Here is a 16,494-nt window from a genome sequence, read left to right on the forward strand (position 1 = left end):
GTTTTGTAGCCGAATCAACTAGCTAAAGACATGAACCAAGTTTCGTATTGGCTTCATTACACCATTTTAGAAAACAAAATCAGCGATTTACTTTGGTTTGTAGGCATACTGGGTTTAGGAATCATCCTTCGGCGTGGACTTTCCTTTACCGTGAGTCGTACGATTTACCGTTTTATCAAAAGTGAGGCTGGCAATATCCCCGTGGCGGAATTTGTGCGTCTTACTCGCCGTCCTTTTGAGGCGCTTATCACCCTTGTTATTTTATATTCGGCCTTTTATCACCTCAAAGTGCCTTCCGAATGGAATTGGGCTTCACCTGAAAAATTTGGCTGGCGGATGATATTGGAGCGCGTTTATCAAACAATGTTGTCGGTCGCCATCGGCTGGTTAGGAATTCGTTTGATAAAGTTTATTTCCTTGATATTCAAGCAGCAAGCTGCCGAAACGCCCTCGGCCTTAGATGACCAACTCGTTCCTTTCTTCAAAGACATTGCCATCATTTTTTGGACACTGACGTGTTTTTTTGTCATGCTCCACAAAGTATATGAAGTGAACGTTTGGGCACTAATTACCAGTTTGGGAATTGGGGGAGTGGTGATTGCATTGGCGGCCCGCGAAACGCTCGAAAATCTTATTGCTTCGATAACCATCATGCTCGAACGCCCTTTTTTGGTGGGGCAATCGGTGGTGTTGGATAAGATTTCGGGAGAAGTAGAACAAATTGGGTTTAGAAGCACGCGCGTTCGTTCGGACGATGGCAGTTTGATAACCGTTCCCAATCGTTTGATGGTGACCCAAGCCCTCGAAAACGTCTCACAACGGACCCACCGACGCGCTAAGTATTATGTTCGGTTGGCTTATGATACACCTTCAGAAACCATTGAAAAGATCATCGAGGAAATTCGTGAGTACTTGCTTTCTGAGTACATCACTGGGTCGAAAGAACCCACCGTGCGGTTAGAACTTTTGAGTGAAAGCTCGTTGGACGTAGTAGTAATTTACCACGTGGGTACGTCTGTTTGGAAAGAATTTATGCGGGTAAAAGAAGAAGTGAATTTCAAAATTTTAGAAATCGTGCGCAACCAAGGCGCTACTTTTGCTTTTCCAAGTCGTGCTTTGTTTGTGAGAGGAGTGGAGCACTTATCGCAGGACTAACTCACTCAAGGGATAAACGTTTTAGTAACTCCTCCTTATAGGTCGCACCAATAGGGAGGAGTTTTTGTTGAATTTCAACTTGGTTTCCCACGATGGCTTCTAAAAATTCCAACTGAATAATGTATGATTTATGAATACGTAAAAAGTGCGGCGTTGGTAAGAGTGTTTCAAGGTTTTTGATGGACTGGAGCGTAATAATGCGTTGTTTATCAGTGGTATAGATGCTGACGTACTCCTTGAGGCCTTCGATGTACAAAATGTCTTCGTAGCGTACTTTTACCAGTTTCCCGTCCGACTTTACAAAAAAATGCTCCGATGTCGTTGAAGGTGTTTCTGTAACGTTAGCTTTAGGTTGCTGTCGAAACCGAACGAAGTCGGCGGCTTTACTAACGGCTTGCACAAATCGTTCAAACGAAAAGGGTTTTAGTAAATAATCGACCGCATTGAGGCGAAACCCTTCCACGGCATGTTCAGAGTACGCCGTTGTAAAAACAATGGCAGGTTTTTGTTGCAACGTTTGGACAAAATCTAAGCCATTCAAATGGGGCATTTGAATATCTAAAAATAAAACATCGACTGATTCTGTTTTGAGTCGATGAAACGCTTCCAAGGCATTTTCACACGTACCGACAAGGTTTAACTGCGGAACTTTACGTACGTATTCTTCCAATAAAAGACGAGCCATGTATTCATCGTCAACAATTAGGCAGTTCATGAGTAAAGAAATTGGTAGTTTTGGAGGATGAATGGTAAAATGGACTAAAACCGAAGAAGTAAGCTAATCTTAAAATGAGACGAGTTTTGTTCGGTGGCTAGATGATGCCGTTCGGGGTAAATAAGTGATAAACGTTGCCGAACATTTTGCAGTCCAAGCCCCCCTACTTTGTCCTTACTTGTGCTATCTCCAACGCTATTTTCAACTTTAAACAAAAGTTCATTTGGGTCAATTTTAAGGAGAATCTTGATAAATCCTCTGGGATGATTCAGGTTGCCGTGTTTAAAAGCATTTTCGATAAAATTGACAAAAAGCATGGGTTCTATCTGTAAGTGAGGGGCTTGGTTACTTATCTCAAACTTGACTTTGGGTCGGTCGGTTGGGTTAAGTACCTGAAGTTCAACGTAATCTTGTAGGTACTCAATTTCCTTTTGAATGGCAACTTTAGGGGCATCGCAGTCGTATAGCATGTACCGCAACATCCCCGACAGTTTGAGAATCATTGGGGCGGCCAAGTCTGATTTGAGGTAGGCCAATGAATACACATTGTTGAGGGTATTGAACAAAAAGTGTGGATTGATTTGAGACTTCAAAAAACGCAATTCTGAGTTTAGCTGAGCAGTTCGAAGCTCATTTTCAAGCTGCATGGTTTTAATGCGGTCTTCCAAAAGCCTAAAAAGAGAGCTGAGAACCCAAATACTTAAAAAGGAAAAAGCGATAAAAATTAAGCGTAAAGGTAAAATGGTCGTAACCGTAGATACAATGTAGGAAGGAAGGTTTTGTTCAATCAAATAGCGAATGAAAGCCAATCCAAAGAAGCACAAAATCGAAACCGAAAAATAGTAAAAGTATTTTTGGTTGAGGAAAAAACGCGGGATGAGCCAAAACCAATTAAAATACGCAAAAGAGACGTGAAGTACTAGCCCCAAAAAAACGCGCGTTTGGGCAGACCAAAATGGCATGATTTGCCCAAACGTGTACGACAGCACCAAAATATAGGTTAGCCAAAAGGCTACATGCCAAACCCAGCGATATTTTTCTGTGAATAAAATCATGTTCGAAAATACGGGCAAAATCAATTTTTATGCGACTTTTTCAACGAAAATGCACTTTTCTTCTACGAAAACTCCCTCACCTTCAATTTACTGCTAATTCGTTTGCAACTGCTGGGAAAGCTCTCAAGAAACTTAAAACTGTGAGTTGATTGAAAAAAGGGAGGGGTTGGTTGAATTGTTTTCGGTAGCCCAGCGGCATCCCCCAATTTTGGAGCATCAAACAAAACAAATCGTTTACTAAAACGCAGCAATGCTTCAACTTAAAAAACTCCAATCATGAAACGGTTTTCAATTGCAGCCCTTCTTACCGCTACTCTTTTGACGTCTTGCAACAAAATTGACTCGGTCAACATTCAGCCAACCGTCGATTTTTCTCAAATGGAAAAAGCCATGCAGCAAAATACAAAAGTGCAGGCTTCACTCCAAAATGTGACAAAAATGGTCAATGATATTATGGACAGGGCAAAAGTAAACGGCCGCACTATCGAAAATAACCAAGTGCCTACCTGTGCTACGATTCAAGCCGATGCCAAAATTAAAACCATTTCGGTCGATTTTGGAGCGGGGTGTACAAGTCCGTACGGTACAGTGAAAGGCTCCTTAACGATTGTTTATTCGGGTACTTTTGGTCAAACTGGAGCCACGATTACGGTGAAAATGAATAATTTAACCCTAGGTGATGTAACCATGAATGGTACCTTCGCGGTGGCTGATTTTAAGTTGAATGCGGCTAATACGCTCGATTACAAAATCAACGTAACTGCCCTCAGTGTCACCACGTCGTCGAGTAGTGTGACTACGACCGTCGCTTTGGCCCAAACCTGGAAAAACTTCCTAACCCCAGCTACGTCAGACGATGAAATTTCGACCTTGATGACGGGTAGCTTCAAATCAGGGGAGGTAGATTATTCCGTAGAGACGACCTCTGCAATGATCACCAAAGGGTCTTGCGAAACCAACGTGCCCGTTAGTGGGGTCGTAAAGCTGTCCTCCAATAATGTAACTGGGACGTTAGATTACGGCTTAGGTATGTGCGATACCGAAGGGACGTTGACAGTGGCAGGCCAATCAAAAACTATTCAATTAAAGTAATCAACCATAAACGTTATAACCATGCAGAACCTATTTTTTGTAGCTTTAGTAGGAATGGTGGTTTGGGGGAAATGGAGCGATGAGTGCGAAGCCTTATTAATGAAGGCGCGCGCTCACAAAGAACATTACGAACGAGTCGAAGCCATTAAGTACTATGAGCTAGTCCTCGGAATTCAATCCTAGGCATCCCGAAAGTTGGGGAGTATTGGCCAGTTGGCATTTCAAGATGACGACTCTTAATACGTTTGAAAAAATGGTAGTAGGTGATGCCGCCAAGCTAGCTAGTTTAACGGAAGGGTTAAAAGCAGTAGAAAAGGCGATTGAGCTCAGACCTTCCAATCTGAAATTCTATTTGTTAGCGGCTCGCTTTTGCGATGAATTACAACAAACTCCCGCCCGAAATGGGTACCTGAAAAAAGCCCTTGCCTTGAAACCAATGGCGTGGGAAGATGCACAAATTCAAGAAGAGTGTCGTGCGTTGTTAAAAAAATAAATTCGAAACAACTACTTATTAATCAGTCATGGAAACATTTCAAGAAGTCGATATTTTGAGCCGTTTTTCGCTCACCTTTTTCTTTCAGTTGGTTCGTTATGTCTTGGTAGCAGGAGGAGCGTATTGGTTATTTTACCACCTCAAACGCCACGAATGGTTGTACTTTAAAATTCAACAAAAATTCCCCAAAGACAAAGATGTTCGTCGCGAGATAGGTTATTCGCTGGTGACGATGGTTATTTTTTCGGTAGTTGGGCTGTTGATTTATTTTCTGCGAAAAGAAGGCCTTACCCAGATTTACATGGAAATAGAAAGCTTTGGGTGGTTGTATTTTGGGGTAAGTATCATTTTGGCAATTTTTTGGCACGACACCTATTTTTATTGGACGCACCGAATGATGCACCATCCTAAATTATTCCGTTATTTCCACAAAGTACATCATCTGTCGCACAATCCCACCCCGTGGGCCGCGTTCGCCTTTCACCCCTTAGAAGCAGTAGTCGAAGCAGGCGTTCTTGTGTTTATGGTGCTTTTGATACCGATGCATCCTCTAGCTATTTTGGTATTTTTAATTTTTATGGTGGTAATGAATGTACTTGGCCACACGGGTTACGAAGTATTTCCTCCCCATTTTATTCATACTTGGTTTGGCCGTTGGCAAAATACTCCGACTCACCACAACATGCACCATCAGTTAGGGAAAGGAAACTACGGACTGTACTTTAATTTGTGGGATCAGTGGATGAATACCAATTTTAAACACTACGAAGCTACTTTCGAGAAAAATGCGTTAAGGAGGACTACCACTTCTGAAGCCAAGCCGCTAAGTCCATCAGCCAAGCTACTCCCACATGAACAATAATGCCGCCCCAGATACTTCTAGTTTGAAGGGCTAACACACCAAGAATATAACCTCCGAAAATAGAGCCGATGGTTTCACCTAGGGGCTTCCCAAAATGTAAAGAAGCATAACAAACGACCATTGGAATGATGACTCCTCGACCTAAAAATTGAGCCATTCCAATGGTTAAAAATCCTCGAAAAAGCCACTCCGTAATGCAGAAATCAAAACCATAACAAACCTCATAAAATAAGGTAGTAACCCAAGGAGCTACCCCAAAAAACTCATCGGCGTTAGAGCCTTTGTAGGAAGGGTAAGAGCGCAAAAAATCAGGTTGAAACGAAGCCCAACTAATAAGGGGAACCATAAAAATAACCAAAAGTAAGTAGGGCTTTACAACGAACCATTGGGGGCGTAGTCCGTAAAAATAAGAAGGCTGCTGCTCAATGAAATAATAAAAGACTGAAAAGGGAAGTAAGACTGTTAAAACCGAAAAAAGGTTTGACAAACAGTGGAAAGCAAAGATGTAAATTTGTCCATCAAATAGCTCTTTACTCCATTGGTTGTACGCATAAAAGCCGCCGTCTAAACCCAGCACTCCCAAAATAAATAGACTATACAGCCAGAAATTGGGTGTACGCAGTGCGGAGGTTTCTTTTTTGCAAAGGGTATAAATAAAAACGCCTCCGTAATAAGCGAAGGCGTATAATAAAAAATACCAGAAAATGCGAATAGGGTTGCCACGATAACTATCAATGATGCCCCGTTCTAAATTTATACGGTAATTGATGGCAATAATTACCATTAAAAAAACAGCCGTAAAACCATACGTTTTAGCATCAAAATCAGCTTTTACGTGCTCTTTAAGGCTGTTCCAGATTTTATTCATGACAAATTGCGCCCAGCTTCAACAGCATTGCGAACGCTTCCGTGGGCATCCAACAGCGCTTGTGCTTGTTCGGGGGTTATGTGTGGCAATTCCTCTCGTACCATTCGGATGGCGCGCTGAACGAGTTTAAAATTAGTCATTTGCATATCCACCATTTTGTTGCCTTGCACGCGTCCAAGTTGAATCATGACCGAAGTGGAAATCATATTGAGGGCTAATTTTTGGGCCGTTCCTGATTTCATGCGCGTACTACCAGTAACAAACTCGGGGCCTACGACGATTTCGACGGGATATTCGGCCGCAGCGGCTACTTTTGAGCCTACATTGCACACAATACACCCCGTTAAAATTCCAGCATTTCGAGCTTGATTGAGCCCACCAATTACATACGGTGTACGGCCCGAAGCAGCAATGCCAATCAATGAATCTAGTTCGTCAATATCATAGGCTTGGAGGTCAATCCAAGCTTGATTGGGGTCATCTTCGGCATTTTCGACGGCTTTGCGGATGGCACTGTCGCCGCCCGCCATGATACCGATAACCAAATCAAAAGGTACGCCGTAAGTTGGGGGACATTCTGAGGCATCTACCACACCTAAGCGACCACTTGTTCCTGCACCAATGTAAAAAAGGCGACCACCTTGTTTCATTCTAACGACGATTTGCTCAACCAATGCCTCTATTTGAGGAATGGCTTTTTCGACGGCGTGAGGAACTGTTTTGTCTTCGTTGTTGATGTTAGTGAGCAACTCCCGAACACTCATCTGGTCGAGGTTGTCATAATGTGAAGTAGATTCTGTCGTAGATAGCATGATTTTTAATGTCGAGACTTATTTTAAATGTGCTAACACCGTGATACCGCCCGTTGTTTTTTCTTCAAGATTTACTTTAATATCAGCATCAAGTGGTAAGTAAATATCGACGCGTGAGCCAAATTTTATAAATCCCATTTCGGACCCTTGGCTTACTTGTTGACCTTCTTTTACGTACCAAACAATGCGTTTTGCTAAGGCACCTGCAATTTGACGAAAAAGTACTTCAACTCCGTTGGGTGCTTTTATAACGGTAGTTGTGCGTTCGTTTTCTGTACTAGATTTGGGATGCCACGCTACCAAGTATTTGCCTGGGTGGTATTTGAAATAGTTAACCACGCCAGCAATGGGGTTCCAGTTGATATGGACATTGATGGGTGACATGAAAATAGAAACTTGCCGACGTGGGCCTTTAAAGTATTCTGTTTCAACCACTTCTTCAATGACTACCACTTTGCCATCACAAGGGGCGATTACGTGGTTGGGATGAATGGGCGTAATCCGCGTTGGTTTACGGAAAAATTGAACAATAATAAAAAAGAAGACGAGTGATACCACAAGCCAAGTGGTTGTTAGCCATTCGATTTCGCCTATAAAGTAGCGCAAGAGCCAATTGGTAATTAATACAAATGCGCCTGCTAAACCGATACTAGCGAAACCTTCTTTATGAATTGTCATACGTACGGGGTTTTTAGATAAACGTTGCAAAAGTAGGCAAACCGCTTCAATTTTTCTATCTTTACTTTATCATCAAAGCGACAATTGTATGACAGCTAGATAAAAAGGGCAAGTTACAATTAGTAACTTGCCCTTCTGAATGATGGCGTATTTTAAAGGAAATACTAATCTATTATCTAATAACCACCACGGTACTTATAGGTACTTGCTACTTTGTCGATAGCAACAATATAAGCCGCAAGTCGCATGTTTACTTGGTATTTTTGAGAAGTAGCATACACGTTTTCAAAAGCATCTTTCATAATGCGATCCGAGCGGCGGTTGATGCGTTCGAGGTTCCATTTGTAACCAATACGGTTTTGAACCCATTCAAAATATGAAACCGTAACACCGCCCGCATTGGCTAAAATATCGGGAACAACCATAATTCCCTTTTCATTGATGATGTCATCGGCACTGGCAGAAGTAGGCCCGTTGGCACCCTCAACAATCATTTTAGCTTGGATATACGCGGCATTGTCGTGGGTAATTACATCTTCTTTGGCCGCAGGGACCAGTACATCTACTGGAAGCGAAAGGAGTTCTTCGTTAGTTATTTTATCTGCCTCCTTATAACCCTCCATAATGCCACCATTTGCTGCGCGGTACTTCATGGCATCCTCAATGTCGATACCTCGGGCATTGAAATAACCGCCCGAAATATCACTAATGGCTTGGACTGTTACGCCGCGTTCGTGCATAAGCGAGGCAGCATACATACCAACGTTTCCAAAACCTTGAACGGCGGCCGTTGCTCGGTACGGATTGATGCGCATTTTTTCCATGGCAGCCAGTGCCGAAACCGTTACGCCACGGCCCGTTGCTTCGGTACGGCCAAGTGAACCACCCAACACGAGCGGTTTGCCCGTTACGACACCGTGAACGGTCATACCCATAGCTTTGGAGTATTCATCCATCAACCACGCCATTTCGCGGGGGCCTGTCCCCATATCGGGGGCGGGAATGTCTTTATCGGGGCCAAAAACATCAAGCATCGACAAGGTGTAAGCGCGCATGAGGCGTTCGATTTCACCTGCGGACATCGTACGAGGGTTGCAAGCAATCCCTCCCTTTGCCCCGCCGTACGGAATATCCACTACAGCACATTTCCAGGTCATCCAAGCTGCAAGGGCACGCACTTCATCAATGTTGACGGCCATATCAAATCGAATACCTCCTTTGGCAGGGCCAAGGATGGTAGAGTGAATGACACGATAACCTTCAAAGACTTTGATTTGGCCATTGTCCATCGTAACGGGAAGACCGACTACGACCTGTTTGCGGGGGACTTTGAGAATGTGGTACATTTCATCGCTAATACCAAGGAGTTCGGCCGCTTTGTCAAAACGCGACATCATCGACTCCAATGGATTCTCCTTATCTTTGATAGGAGCAGGCTCAATGTAAGTCATAATTTTAAAGAAATCTGATTATTTGGAATGTTCGTTTGATGAAAAAATCTCAGTACACAAGAAACGTCTGAGCTTCTTGGCGCAAACTTACTATTATTACAACAAAAAATACAAAAGGATAGTTTTTTCTTGATATAGTGCAATTTGCTGGTGTAAAATGAAATAGAACTCTTTATGAAAAGGTTGAAATAGTCTATAGGTTCTTGGGGTATTATCCAAATATTACTTGGTATTTATTGGAAAACATAAAATCGACAAAAAATAAGTTTTTATTAAACGGTCGTAAAAATGGTTTGACAGAACCGAATAAAACGTATTTTTGCGGCTTAATTGACTTCCGCCATTAAGTTGTACCCCAAACCAAGGAGTTTTATTATGTCAGCACAGGAAGAAAAAAAACGTTACTCTGAAGAAGAGTTGAAGGAGTTCGAAGAAATCATCAACACAAAACTTGACGTTGCGCGTAAAGAATTGGCGTACATTAAGGACACATTAAGTCGCAAAAATGACAGTGGTACCGACAATACTGGTGCAGCGACCAAATTGATGGAAGATGTGGACACAAGCGAGCGGGAGCAAATGAGCCAATCGGCTGGTCGTTTGCAAAAATTTATTACGCAGCTTGAAAACGCACTTATTCGCATCAAAAACGGTACGTATGGCATTTGTATTGATACTGGAAAATTGATTCCAAAGGAGCGACTACGCGCAGTGCCACATACGCAACAAACGATTGAAGCAAAACTTCGTCGCGTATAATCGACGCGCGAAACGAGTGAATAAGTAGAGGCGACAAAGCCATTTTTCTTGCCAAAAAGCAAGGACGTGGTTTTGTCGCCTTTATGTTCGTGCTTGACTACTTAAAAATGGCCTCACGTTTCTGCATCTTAGCCTGAAATGCTTCCATTAAGTCGTCCGATAAAAGCATGGCGGCATTCCACGTAGCCATGTACTCTAAGCCATCGGCTACAGAATGGTCACGGCTGTAGTTCATAATGGCTTTAGTCCCTCTGATGGCTAACGGTGACTTGGCCGCGATTTGTTGAGCTACTTTCATCACTTCGGTGTACATTTCTTCGGCACTTGGGTAAGTTCGGTTGACCAGCCCAATGCGTTCTGCTTCCATTCCTGCTACATTTCGACCCGTAAATGCCAATTCCCGTGCTATTCCTGGAGGAATTATTTTGGGTAAACGCTGTAAAGTTCCTAAATCTGCCACCATGCCCATGTCAATTTCTTTGACGGTAAAATACGCATCATCGGTGCAGTAGCGCATATCGCAAGCACTTATAATATCCACTCCACCACCAATACAGCCTCCTTTGATGGCCGCAATGACGGGTTTACTGCACTGCTCGATGGCATTGATAGGGGATTGTAGGGCCAGAATTTTTTTGCGAAGTTGTTCTCTTTTTCTCCCTTCACAAGGTTGTGATAATTGGGCTACGTTCATCAGAAGCTCCAGGTCGATTCCTGCGCAAAAATGCTTGCCGTGCCCACTTAATATGATTACCCGGATGTCGTTGTTGTCATCCAATTCTTCAAAAAGTGCCTTCATTTCATTCCAAGCCTTTTGATTTAGGGCATTGGCACGTTCTGGGCGGTTAATATAAACCCAAGCAATTGAATCCTCAATACGAAGGTCGAAAGTTTCTAAGGTTGTCATGAGTCGAAAAGGGCTTATTTTACGAAAATAAATGGTATGCTTGCATACTATATTACAAACCTACGCAACTAATTTTTGATTCAAAAAGATTTGGAGTAAAATTGTAGAGTTAAAACCCACTTACTACGTCTGATGAATTTTGAAACCTTAGTCATTAATAGTACACGGTACCACGATGCCAATGCCAGTGCGGTGGTTCCACCTATTTATTTGTCAACTACCTTTGAGCGTGAGCCCGATAGTAGTATTCCGCACGGACATATTTATACCCGAGCCAGCAACCCCAACCGAAATTCATTGGAAAATGCCTACGCGATATTGGAAGGTGGGGAAGTTGGGATGGCTTTTGCGTCGGGTCAAGCGGCTACGGCTACTATTTTTCAGTGTCTTTCTCCCAATGACCACGTCATTGTCCCTGACGATGCTTACTATGGAACTCCCGCTTTATTGCAGGAAATCATGTCCGTTTGGGGGTTAAAATACACTAAAGTGGACATGAGCGATTTAGCAGCGATTGAAGCGGCTTTTTTGCCAAATACCAAATTAGTATGGATTGAAAGCCCGTCGAATCCCCAACTCAAAATTACTGACATTGCGGCGGTAGCTGCTCTCGCTCGACAAAAAGGCGCTTATACCGTTTGTGACAATACATGGGCAACCCCCGTGTTACAGCGTCCGATTGATTTGGGCTGTGATGTGTCGATGCACTCAGCTACCAAATACTTTGGGGGCCACAGCGATTTGTTGAGTGGTGCATTAATTTTTAAAGAAAATGGGCCGTTGGCCGAAAAAGCGCGAATGATTCAGGCTTTAGGTGGGGCTATACCTTCGCCGTTTGATTGTTGGTTGGTTTTGAGAGGACTTAAAACTTTGCCTTTGCGGGTGCGGCAGCAAACGTCGAATGCGGCACAGCTGGCCGAATTTCTGAGTGCGCATCCTGCATTGGAAGCTGTTCATTACCCTTTTTTGCCTAGTCACAGTGGAGTAGCAGTGGCCAAAAAACAAATGAGTGCGGGGGGAGCGATGATGTCGATTCAAGTGAAAGGAGGAGAAGAGGCGGCATTGGCCTTGAAAAGCAAAGTAAAAGTGTTTATTAGGGCCACGAGCTTGGGAGGAGTAGAAAGTTTGATTGAACACCGAGCGACGGCGGAGGGAGTTCATTCAGTGAGTCCTAAAAACCTGCTTAGAATTTCGGTAGGGCTAGAACACATTGATGATTTAATTGCGGATTTAAAGCAAGCATTGGAATAATTTTAACAAATTGATAATCAGCAAAAAGGGCGTTTTTAAGCGCTCTTGAGCTTATTTTTATGATTTTTTCTGAGAAAAAACTTGACAAAGTTGCGTAATAGTCCTACTTTTGCAATCCCAAACGACGAGTAAGGGAAAAACAAAGAGAGATGGCAGAGTGGTCGAATGCGGCGGTCTTGAAAACCGTTGACTGTAACAGGTCCGGGGGTTCGAATCCCTCTCTCTCTGCACAAGCCTGTAAATCACCGATTTACAGGCTTTTTTTGTGACTAAATTTATTGAGAGAAAATATTTTAAAATTGTACTTGACAGATTAGAATAAAGTTTCTACTTTTGCAATCCCAAACGACGAGTAAGGGAAAATAAAGAGAGATGGCAGAGTGGTCGAATGCGGCGGTCTTGAAAACCGTTGACTGTAACAGGTCCGGGGGTTCGAATCCCTCTCTCTCTGCACAAGCCTGTAAATCACCGATTTACAGGCTTTTTTTGTGCTATTTATTTCCGCATTTATGGCTAGATGGTGAGAATAAAACAAGTATTCGAACTTAACTATCTTTCTGCTTTTATTCTCAGTGCCCAGGGTAACAGAAGCAAAAAAGGTAGAGCGTTTCCGTAGTTTAGCTGGTCGTAATCAGCCCCTAAGTGAATATTTTTGTAGTAAGATGTTAGACGTTTTTGATAATTGCACTCCGACTGAATATACCAAGCGACATCACCAATCATAGCCGATAAAAACCATTTTTCCATCAAGCGAGCAGTACGTCCGTTGCCATCGGCAAACGGGTGAATCTGTGCCATCCGAAGGTGAATCTGTGCTGCAAAATAGAAAATCTCGTTGTGGGTTAAATCTTGGTCTATTAGAAATGCAATATCAGTAAATAACCGCTCCATTTCGGATTTGAGAATGGTTTCGTTAGCTGCTCTATAGACCACTTTTTCAGTTTGAAGGTTATAGACACTAGCGGGTTTGTCGCGATACTGGCCCTGGTACATTGGGTTGTTATGAAGGATAGTATGCGACAGTACCTTGTGGATTCTCAACATGTTCTTTTCGTTCAGGTTGAGCTTTTGAGCCATTTTGTAGGCATTGATAAGGTCTTCTATTTCACGAATAGGCTTGGTTTTTCGTAGCCCCATTTCCTGATGACGATAGTAGTCATTGATACTAATGGGGTTGCCTTCTATTCGGCTTGAAAAAATTGAACTTGAAACCAAGTATGAAAATGAATCTAAAGAAGGTTCAACTTTTCGGAGCGTAGCTATGTGCTTATGAATGGTAAGTGGTTGCCTATCACGGTAAAAGGGTAAATATTCAGGTTTGAGTATTTGCAACTGATTAAACTGGCTCATCGTCCTAAAAAGGTGAATTAGGCGCTAAAAATAAGGTTTTTGCAGGTAGATTGCTAACCCTAAGCAGATTGATGCACGTCAGACATTGTAAAAACACAAAAATGGCAGCTAAAGAATCAGCGGTGTCAATTACTACAGCCTACCGTTTTGGTCTCAACCTTGGCTGACGAAGGCAAAATCGTCCCATTCTGGAAAAGCACAGACTTCTTGGCATTGAAAACTGCTTTTATCGCTGGATTTACGGGTTTGTTGACTATTATTCTGCCGTTTGTTTCAAAAAGATACGTTTTGGAAGTCAGTGGAATATCTATGACAATGTCACTGGTAGGGCATTGGTATTCGTAGGCACCTGCGTCGGGACGGAAATTTTTAATCCGTGTTTTCCCCGCTAAATCTTTACTGCCTGCGGAGTCTGTTACAACGGAAGAAAGGTCGCTGAAGTCGTACGCGGGGGATGACTCAGAATTGAGCCGAAAATTACCACTAGCCACATCTTGAAAAAGGGGATTGGCGGAACGTGAGCTTTGGTCTTTTGATTCGTTGGTTTTAAAATTGGGGAGACCATAACTGTCGCGTTTTTCAAACATAAAATGAGGGTTATTGGTAAAGGTGGAGTGCCAAATATTAAAATCGGAGCTCAACCCAATGACAAAGCTTGCGGCGGGTTGCCAGCTATTCAAGAGTTTAGAGCGTCTGTTGATGGATGAGTAAAAGATATTGTTTCGGATAACGCAGTTTTCTGAGTAGTCCAAATTAAGTTCGCCGTAATCTTGGGGCGATGTCTCAGAAGGTTCTAGTAATGAACCGTTAAAATTGTTGGCGCAGGTATTATTGATTATCCAACAGTCTTTGATGCGTCCATTTTTACACCACGAAGTTTCCTTACAACCGCCTAAGCCAATTCCTCCTCGGGAGTTATTGTAAGCCAGGTTATTGCGAATGATTACCTTTTCGGCGGCAGCATTGACGACACTAAATTGGTTTTCGCAATTGATTTGAAATCCTCGTTGACCGTTTCGGCAGGTATTTTGTTCAACCACAATATTCTTACCCCCATCAACATAAATGCCTGCGGCCAAGGCGATGGTGCTTTTGCAGTTTTCGACCAGATTGCCACGTATGATGCCGTTGCGAGCTTGGGAGTTGGAGGCGGAACTGTTACACCAGTTGTAAAAACCAGCGGCTACAATCCCAATATTTCCAGTGTTATTGATATGGTTATTACTGGCAAGGAAACCATCGACATTTCCGACAAAGGTCAATGCTTCGCTTACTCCAGTACGGCAATCAAAAATCGAACAACTATCGACTACCATAGCATTGATTGGGGTGCTTGGGTGGCTTCCACAAACTACGAGGGGGTTGAACCCTGCGTTAGGGGATGCGTAGAATTGACTGAATTTACATTTCTTTAGTTCAAGGTGGTGGGACGTGCCTTCTATTTTGATTCCCCAGGCACTACCCGTCAGATTTTTAAAATGAAATCCCTTGATTCTAAGGTAGTTTTTGCTGCTAATAAGTACAAAATAAGCTGCTGTGGCATTGCCGTTAAAGACTGGTTCTTCGTTGGCATAGTTAAGAAATTCGATGTACTGATTCGCGTTGCCCGAATTTGGGAAATTGATGTAGGTTTCGTTATAAGTACCTCCTCTAAAATATACTTTGTCGCCAGCAGTGGCAGTACTACATGCTTTTGCGAATGTCCGCCAAGGCGTATTGATGTTGGTGGGGGTAGCGGAGGCATCGTTCCCACTTGGGGAAACGTAAAAAATACGCTGCGCTTGGGTGTTGCTTACCCATATAAGTGCTATAAAAATGGAGAGGAAGCTTTTCATTGGCTATTAGATTTAGAGTTGAGACAATAGAGTTGATAGTAAGTAATTACGCAAAATTAGTTGAGACTTTCCAAGTTTATGACTCTTCAGACTATCAATAGTATAAGCCTAAAACTTGGAAAGTCTATTTTTGCACAAATACTTAAATTAAATCTTTTATTAGTTGAAGTCAATTTATCAAGCGGCAATTTTTGGTTGAGAGGTATATGTTTTAGGTTGAATCCTGTATCTTGCTTTTTTTTCCATCTAACCTATTACTTTACCTTCTTTTCATGAAAGAATCACTGGCGGCACTGGATTTCATACGCCTCAATTTTTCTGCCGAAAGTTCGGCCGTTGTCAATATTGCCCTTGGGTTAATGATGTTTGGGGTGGCACTCGACATCAAACCGCATCATTTTCAGACGCTTATCCAAAATCCGCGTCAACTCTTGGCGGGAGTGCTAAGTCAGGCAGTGGTGATGCCTGCGGCTACATTTTTGTTGGTCATGGCTTTGGGCGATAATATTACGGTGGGAGTTGCCTTGGGGATGATTTTAGTGGCGGCCTGCCCAGGGGGAAATATTTCCAATTTTATTACTTCGCTTGCCAAGGGAAATGTAGCGCTGGCAGTTAGCCTGACGGCCATAAGTACGATGTTGGCGGTCGTTATGACGCCCTTCAATTTTACTTTTTGGGGAAACTTGTACGCCCAAAGTAGCTCGTTGGTGCGGCCGTTGTCGCTCGACTGGCGAGAGTTGCTCAAGTCGGTATCTATGATTCTTGGCTTACCAATGGTGCTGGGAATGCTATGTTCTTATTATTTACCCAAAGTTGCTGCCTTTCTGCTCAAACCATTTCAGGTGTTGTCTTTGTTGTTTTTTGTTGCCTTGGTGGTCATTGCTTTTACACAAAACTTAGATATTTTCTTGAACCACATTGGTTTCGTATTTGTGGTGGTTTTGCTTCAAAATACGCTCGCAATGGTTACAGGCTACGGAATGGGCGCCGTCTTTGGGCTTTCAAAACAAAACCGAAGAACGCTCAGTATCGAAACAGGCATTCATAATTCGGGACTTGGACTGGCCTTATTGTTCAATCCCGCCGTATTTCCTGTGGATTTACCTTTGGGCGGAATGGCCATTATTGCAGGGTGGTGGAGTATTTGGCATATTTTGGCAGGAACGTCGATTGCATTTTATTGGAATAAAAACAACGCATAATATACCTAA

Annotated in this window: 17 protein-coding genes and 2 tRNA genes; 10 read left to right on the top strand and 9 right to left on the bottom strand. The window is 42.8% G+C overall.

Annotation, left to right across the window (positions count from 1 at the left end; all coding sequences use genetic code 11):
• The first annotated feature begins 30 nt into the window (after positions 1-30).
• Positions 31-1,155, top strand: a complete 1,125-nt coding sequence (locus AC23P2_RS07110) for a mechanosensitive ion channel family protein (protein WP_487772545.1) — start codon at positions 31-33, stop codon at positions 1,153-1,155.
• A gap of 1 nt (position 1,156) precedes the next feature.
• Here the strand turns inward: AC23P2_RS07110 and AC23P2_RS07115 are convergent, their stop codons facing one another.
• Entirely contained in the window at positions 1,157-1,870 is a 714-nt protein-coding gene (locus AC23P2_RS07115; protein ID WP_487772546.1) for a LytR/AlgR family response regulator transcription factor, read from the bottom strand.
• Between the two features lie 44 nt (positions 1,871-1,914).
• Positions 1,915-2,925 carry a sensor histidine kinase gene (locus AC23P2_RS07120; protein ID WP_487772547.1) on the bottom strand — a complete coding sequence of 337 codons (1,011 nt, stop codon included), beginning with the start codon at positions 2,923-2,925 and terminating at the stop codon, positions 1,915-1,917.
• A gap of 276 nt (positions 2,926-3,201) precedes the next feature.
• Between AC23P2_RS07120 and AC23P2_RS07125 the strand changes: the two genes are divergently transcribed.
• From AC23P2_RS07125 to AC23P2_RS07140, 4 genes are read left to right on the top strand one after another with little or no spacing between them, the layout of a single operon-like run.
• A complete protein-coding gene (locus tag AC23P2_RS07125) occupies positions 3,202-4,017 on the top strand; it encodes a hypothetical protein (protein WP_487772548.1) in 816 nt (271 codons plus the stop codon).
• 21 nt (positions 4,018-4,038) lie between these two features.
• On the top strand, positions 4,039-4,200 hold the full coding sequence (locus AC23P2_RS07130; RefSeq protein ID WP_487772549.1) for a hypothetical protein: 162 nt from the start codon (positions 4,039-4,041) through the stop codon (positions 4,198-4,200).
• 43 nt (positions 4,201-4,243) lie between these two features.
• Positions 4,244-4,510, top strand: coding sequence for a hypothetical protein (locus tag AC23P2_RS07135; RefSeq protein ID WP_487772550.1), 267 nt, complete (start codon positions 4,244-4,246; stop codon positions 4,508-4,510).
• 28 nt (positions 4,511-4,538) lie between these two features.
• A complete protein-coding gene (locus AC23P2_RS07140) occupies positions 4,539-5,372 on the top strand; it encodes a sterol desaturase family protein (RefSeq protein WP_487772551.1) in 834 nt (277 codons plus the stop codon).
• Here AC23P2_RS07140 and AC23P2_RS07145 read toward each other — a convergent pair.
• The 4 genes from AC23P2_RS07145 to AC23P2_RS07160 all read right to left on the bottom strand — a co-directional run bounded on the left by AC23P2_RS07145 (position 5,311) and on the right by AC23P2_RS07160 (position 9,181).
• Positions 5,311-6,240, bottom strand: a complete 930-nt coding sequence (locus AC23P2_RS07145) for a CPBP family intramembrane glutamic endopeptidase (RefSeq protein ID WP_487772552.1) — start codon at positions 6,238-6,240, stop codon at positions 5,311-5,313. The two genes, AC23P2_RS07140 and AC23P2_RS07145, sit on opposite strands and share 62 nt — an antisense overlap.
• Positions 6,237-7,052: an N-acetylmuramic acid 6-phosphate etherase gene (gene murQ, locus AC23P2_RS07150; RefSeq protein WP_487772553.1), complete on the bottom strand. Its 816-nt coding sequence runs from the start codon at positions 7,050-7,052 to the stop codon at positions 6,237-6,239. The genes AC23P2_RS07145 and murQ overlap by 4 nt, the downstream gene beginning before the upstream one ends.
• An 18-nt stretch (positions 7,053-7,070) precedes the next feature.
• Entirely contained in the window at positions 7,071-7,730 is a 660-nt protein-coding gene (locus AC23P2_RS07155) for a phosphatidylserine decarboxylase family protein (protein ID WP_028525475.1), read from the bottom strand.
• Positions 7,731-7,906: 176 nt separating this feature from the next.
• Positions 7,907-9,181 (bottom strand): Glu/Leu/Phe/Val family dehydrogenase, encoded by a 1,275-nt coding sequence (locus AC23P2_RS07160; protein WP_487772554.1) that lies wholly within the window; start codon positions 9,179-9,181, stop codon positions 7,907-7,909.
• A 375-nt stretch (positions 9,182-9,556) separates the two neighbouring features.
• Between AC23P2_RS07160 and AC23P2_RS07165 the strand changes: the two genes are divergently transcribed.
• A complete protein-coding gene (locus AC23P2_RS07165; RefSeq protein ID WP_487772555.1) occupies positions 9,557-9,940 on the top strand; it encodes a TraR/DksA family transcriptional regulator in 384 nt (127 codons plus the stop codon).
• A 97-nt stretch (positions 9,941-10,037) separates the two neighbouring features.
• On the opposite strand, the gene AC23P2_RS07170 is transcribed toward AC23P2_RS07165, so the two are convergent.
• Positions 10,038-10,847 (bottom strand): crotonase/enoyl-CoA hydratase family protein, encoded by an 810-nt coding sequence (locus tag AC23P2_RS07170; RefSeq protein ID WP_487772556.1) that lies wholly within the window; start codon positions 10,845-10,847, stop codon positions 10,038-10,040.
• 132 nt (positions 10,848-10,979) lie between these two features.
• On the opposite strand from AC23P2_RS07170, the gene AC23P2_RS07175 reads away from it, so the two are divergent.
• The 3 genes from AC23P2_RS07175 to AC23P2_RS07185 all read left to right on the top strand — a co-directional run bounded on the left by AC23P2_RS07175 (position 10,980) and on the right by AC23P2_RS07185 (position 12,549).
• Positions 10,980-12,098 carry a trans-sulfuration enzyme family protein gene (locus AC23P2_RS07175; RefSeq protein WP_487772557.1) on the top strand — a complete coding sequence of 373 codons (1,119 nt, stop codon included), beginning with the start codon at positions 10,980-10,982 and terminating at the stop codon, positions 12,096-12,098.
• 143 nt (positions 12,099-12,241) lie between these two features.
• Positions 12,242-12,326: transfer RNA gene (locus AC23P2_RS07180), tRNA-Ser, on the top strand.
• Positions 12,327-12,464: 138 nt separating this feature from the next.
• Positions 12,465-12,549 (top strand) — tRNA-Ser (locus tag AC23P2_RS07185).
• Positions 12,550-12,647: 98 nt separating this feature from the next.
• Here the strand turns inward: AC23P2_RS07185 and AC23P2_RS07190 are convergent.
• Positions 12,648-13,448: a Fic family protein gene (locus tag AC23P2_RS07190; RefSeq protein WP_487772558.1), complete on the bottom strand. Its 801-nt coding sequence runs from the start codon at positions 13,446-13,448 to the stop codon at positions 12,648-12,650.
• Positions 13,449-13,573: 125 nt separating this feature from the next.
• On the bottom strand, positions 13,574-15,283 hold the full coding sequence (locus tag AC23P2_RS07195) for a right-handed parallel beta-helix repeat-containing protein (protein WP_487772559.1): 1,710 nt from the start codon (positions 15,281-15,283) through the stop codon (positions 13,574-13,576).
• Positions 15,284-15,555: 272 nt separating this feature from the next.
• On the opposite strand from AC23P2_RS07195, the gene AC23P2_RS07200 reads away from it, so the two are divergent.
• The gene (locus tag AC23P2_RS07200) at positions 15,556-16,485 is read left to right on the top strand and encodes a bile acid:sodium symporter family protein (RefSeq protein WP_487772560.1); all 930 of its coding nucleotides are present in this window, start codon (positions 15,556-15,558) and stop codon (positions 16,483-16,485) included.
• The last annotated feature ends 9 nt before the right edge of the window (positions 16,486-16,494 follow it).

Source organism: Runella sp. R0.1_18 (assembly GCF_057652155.1).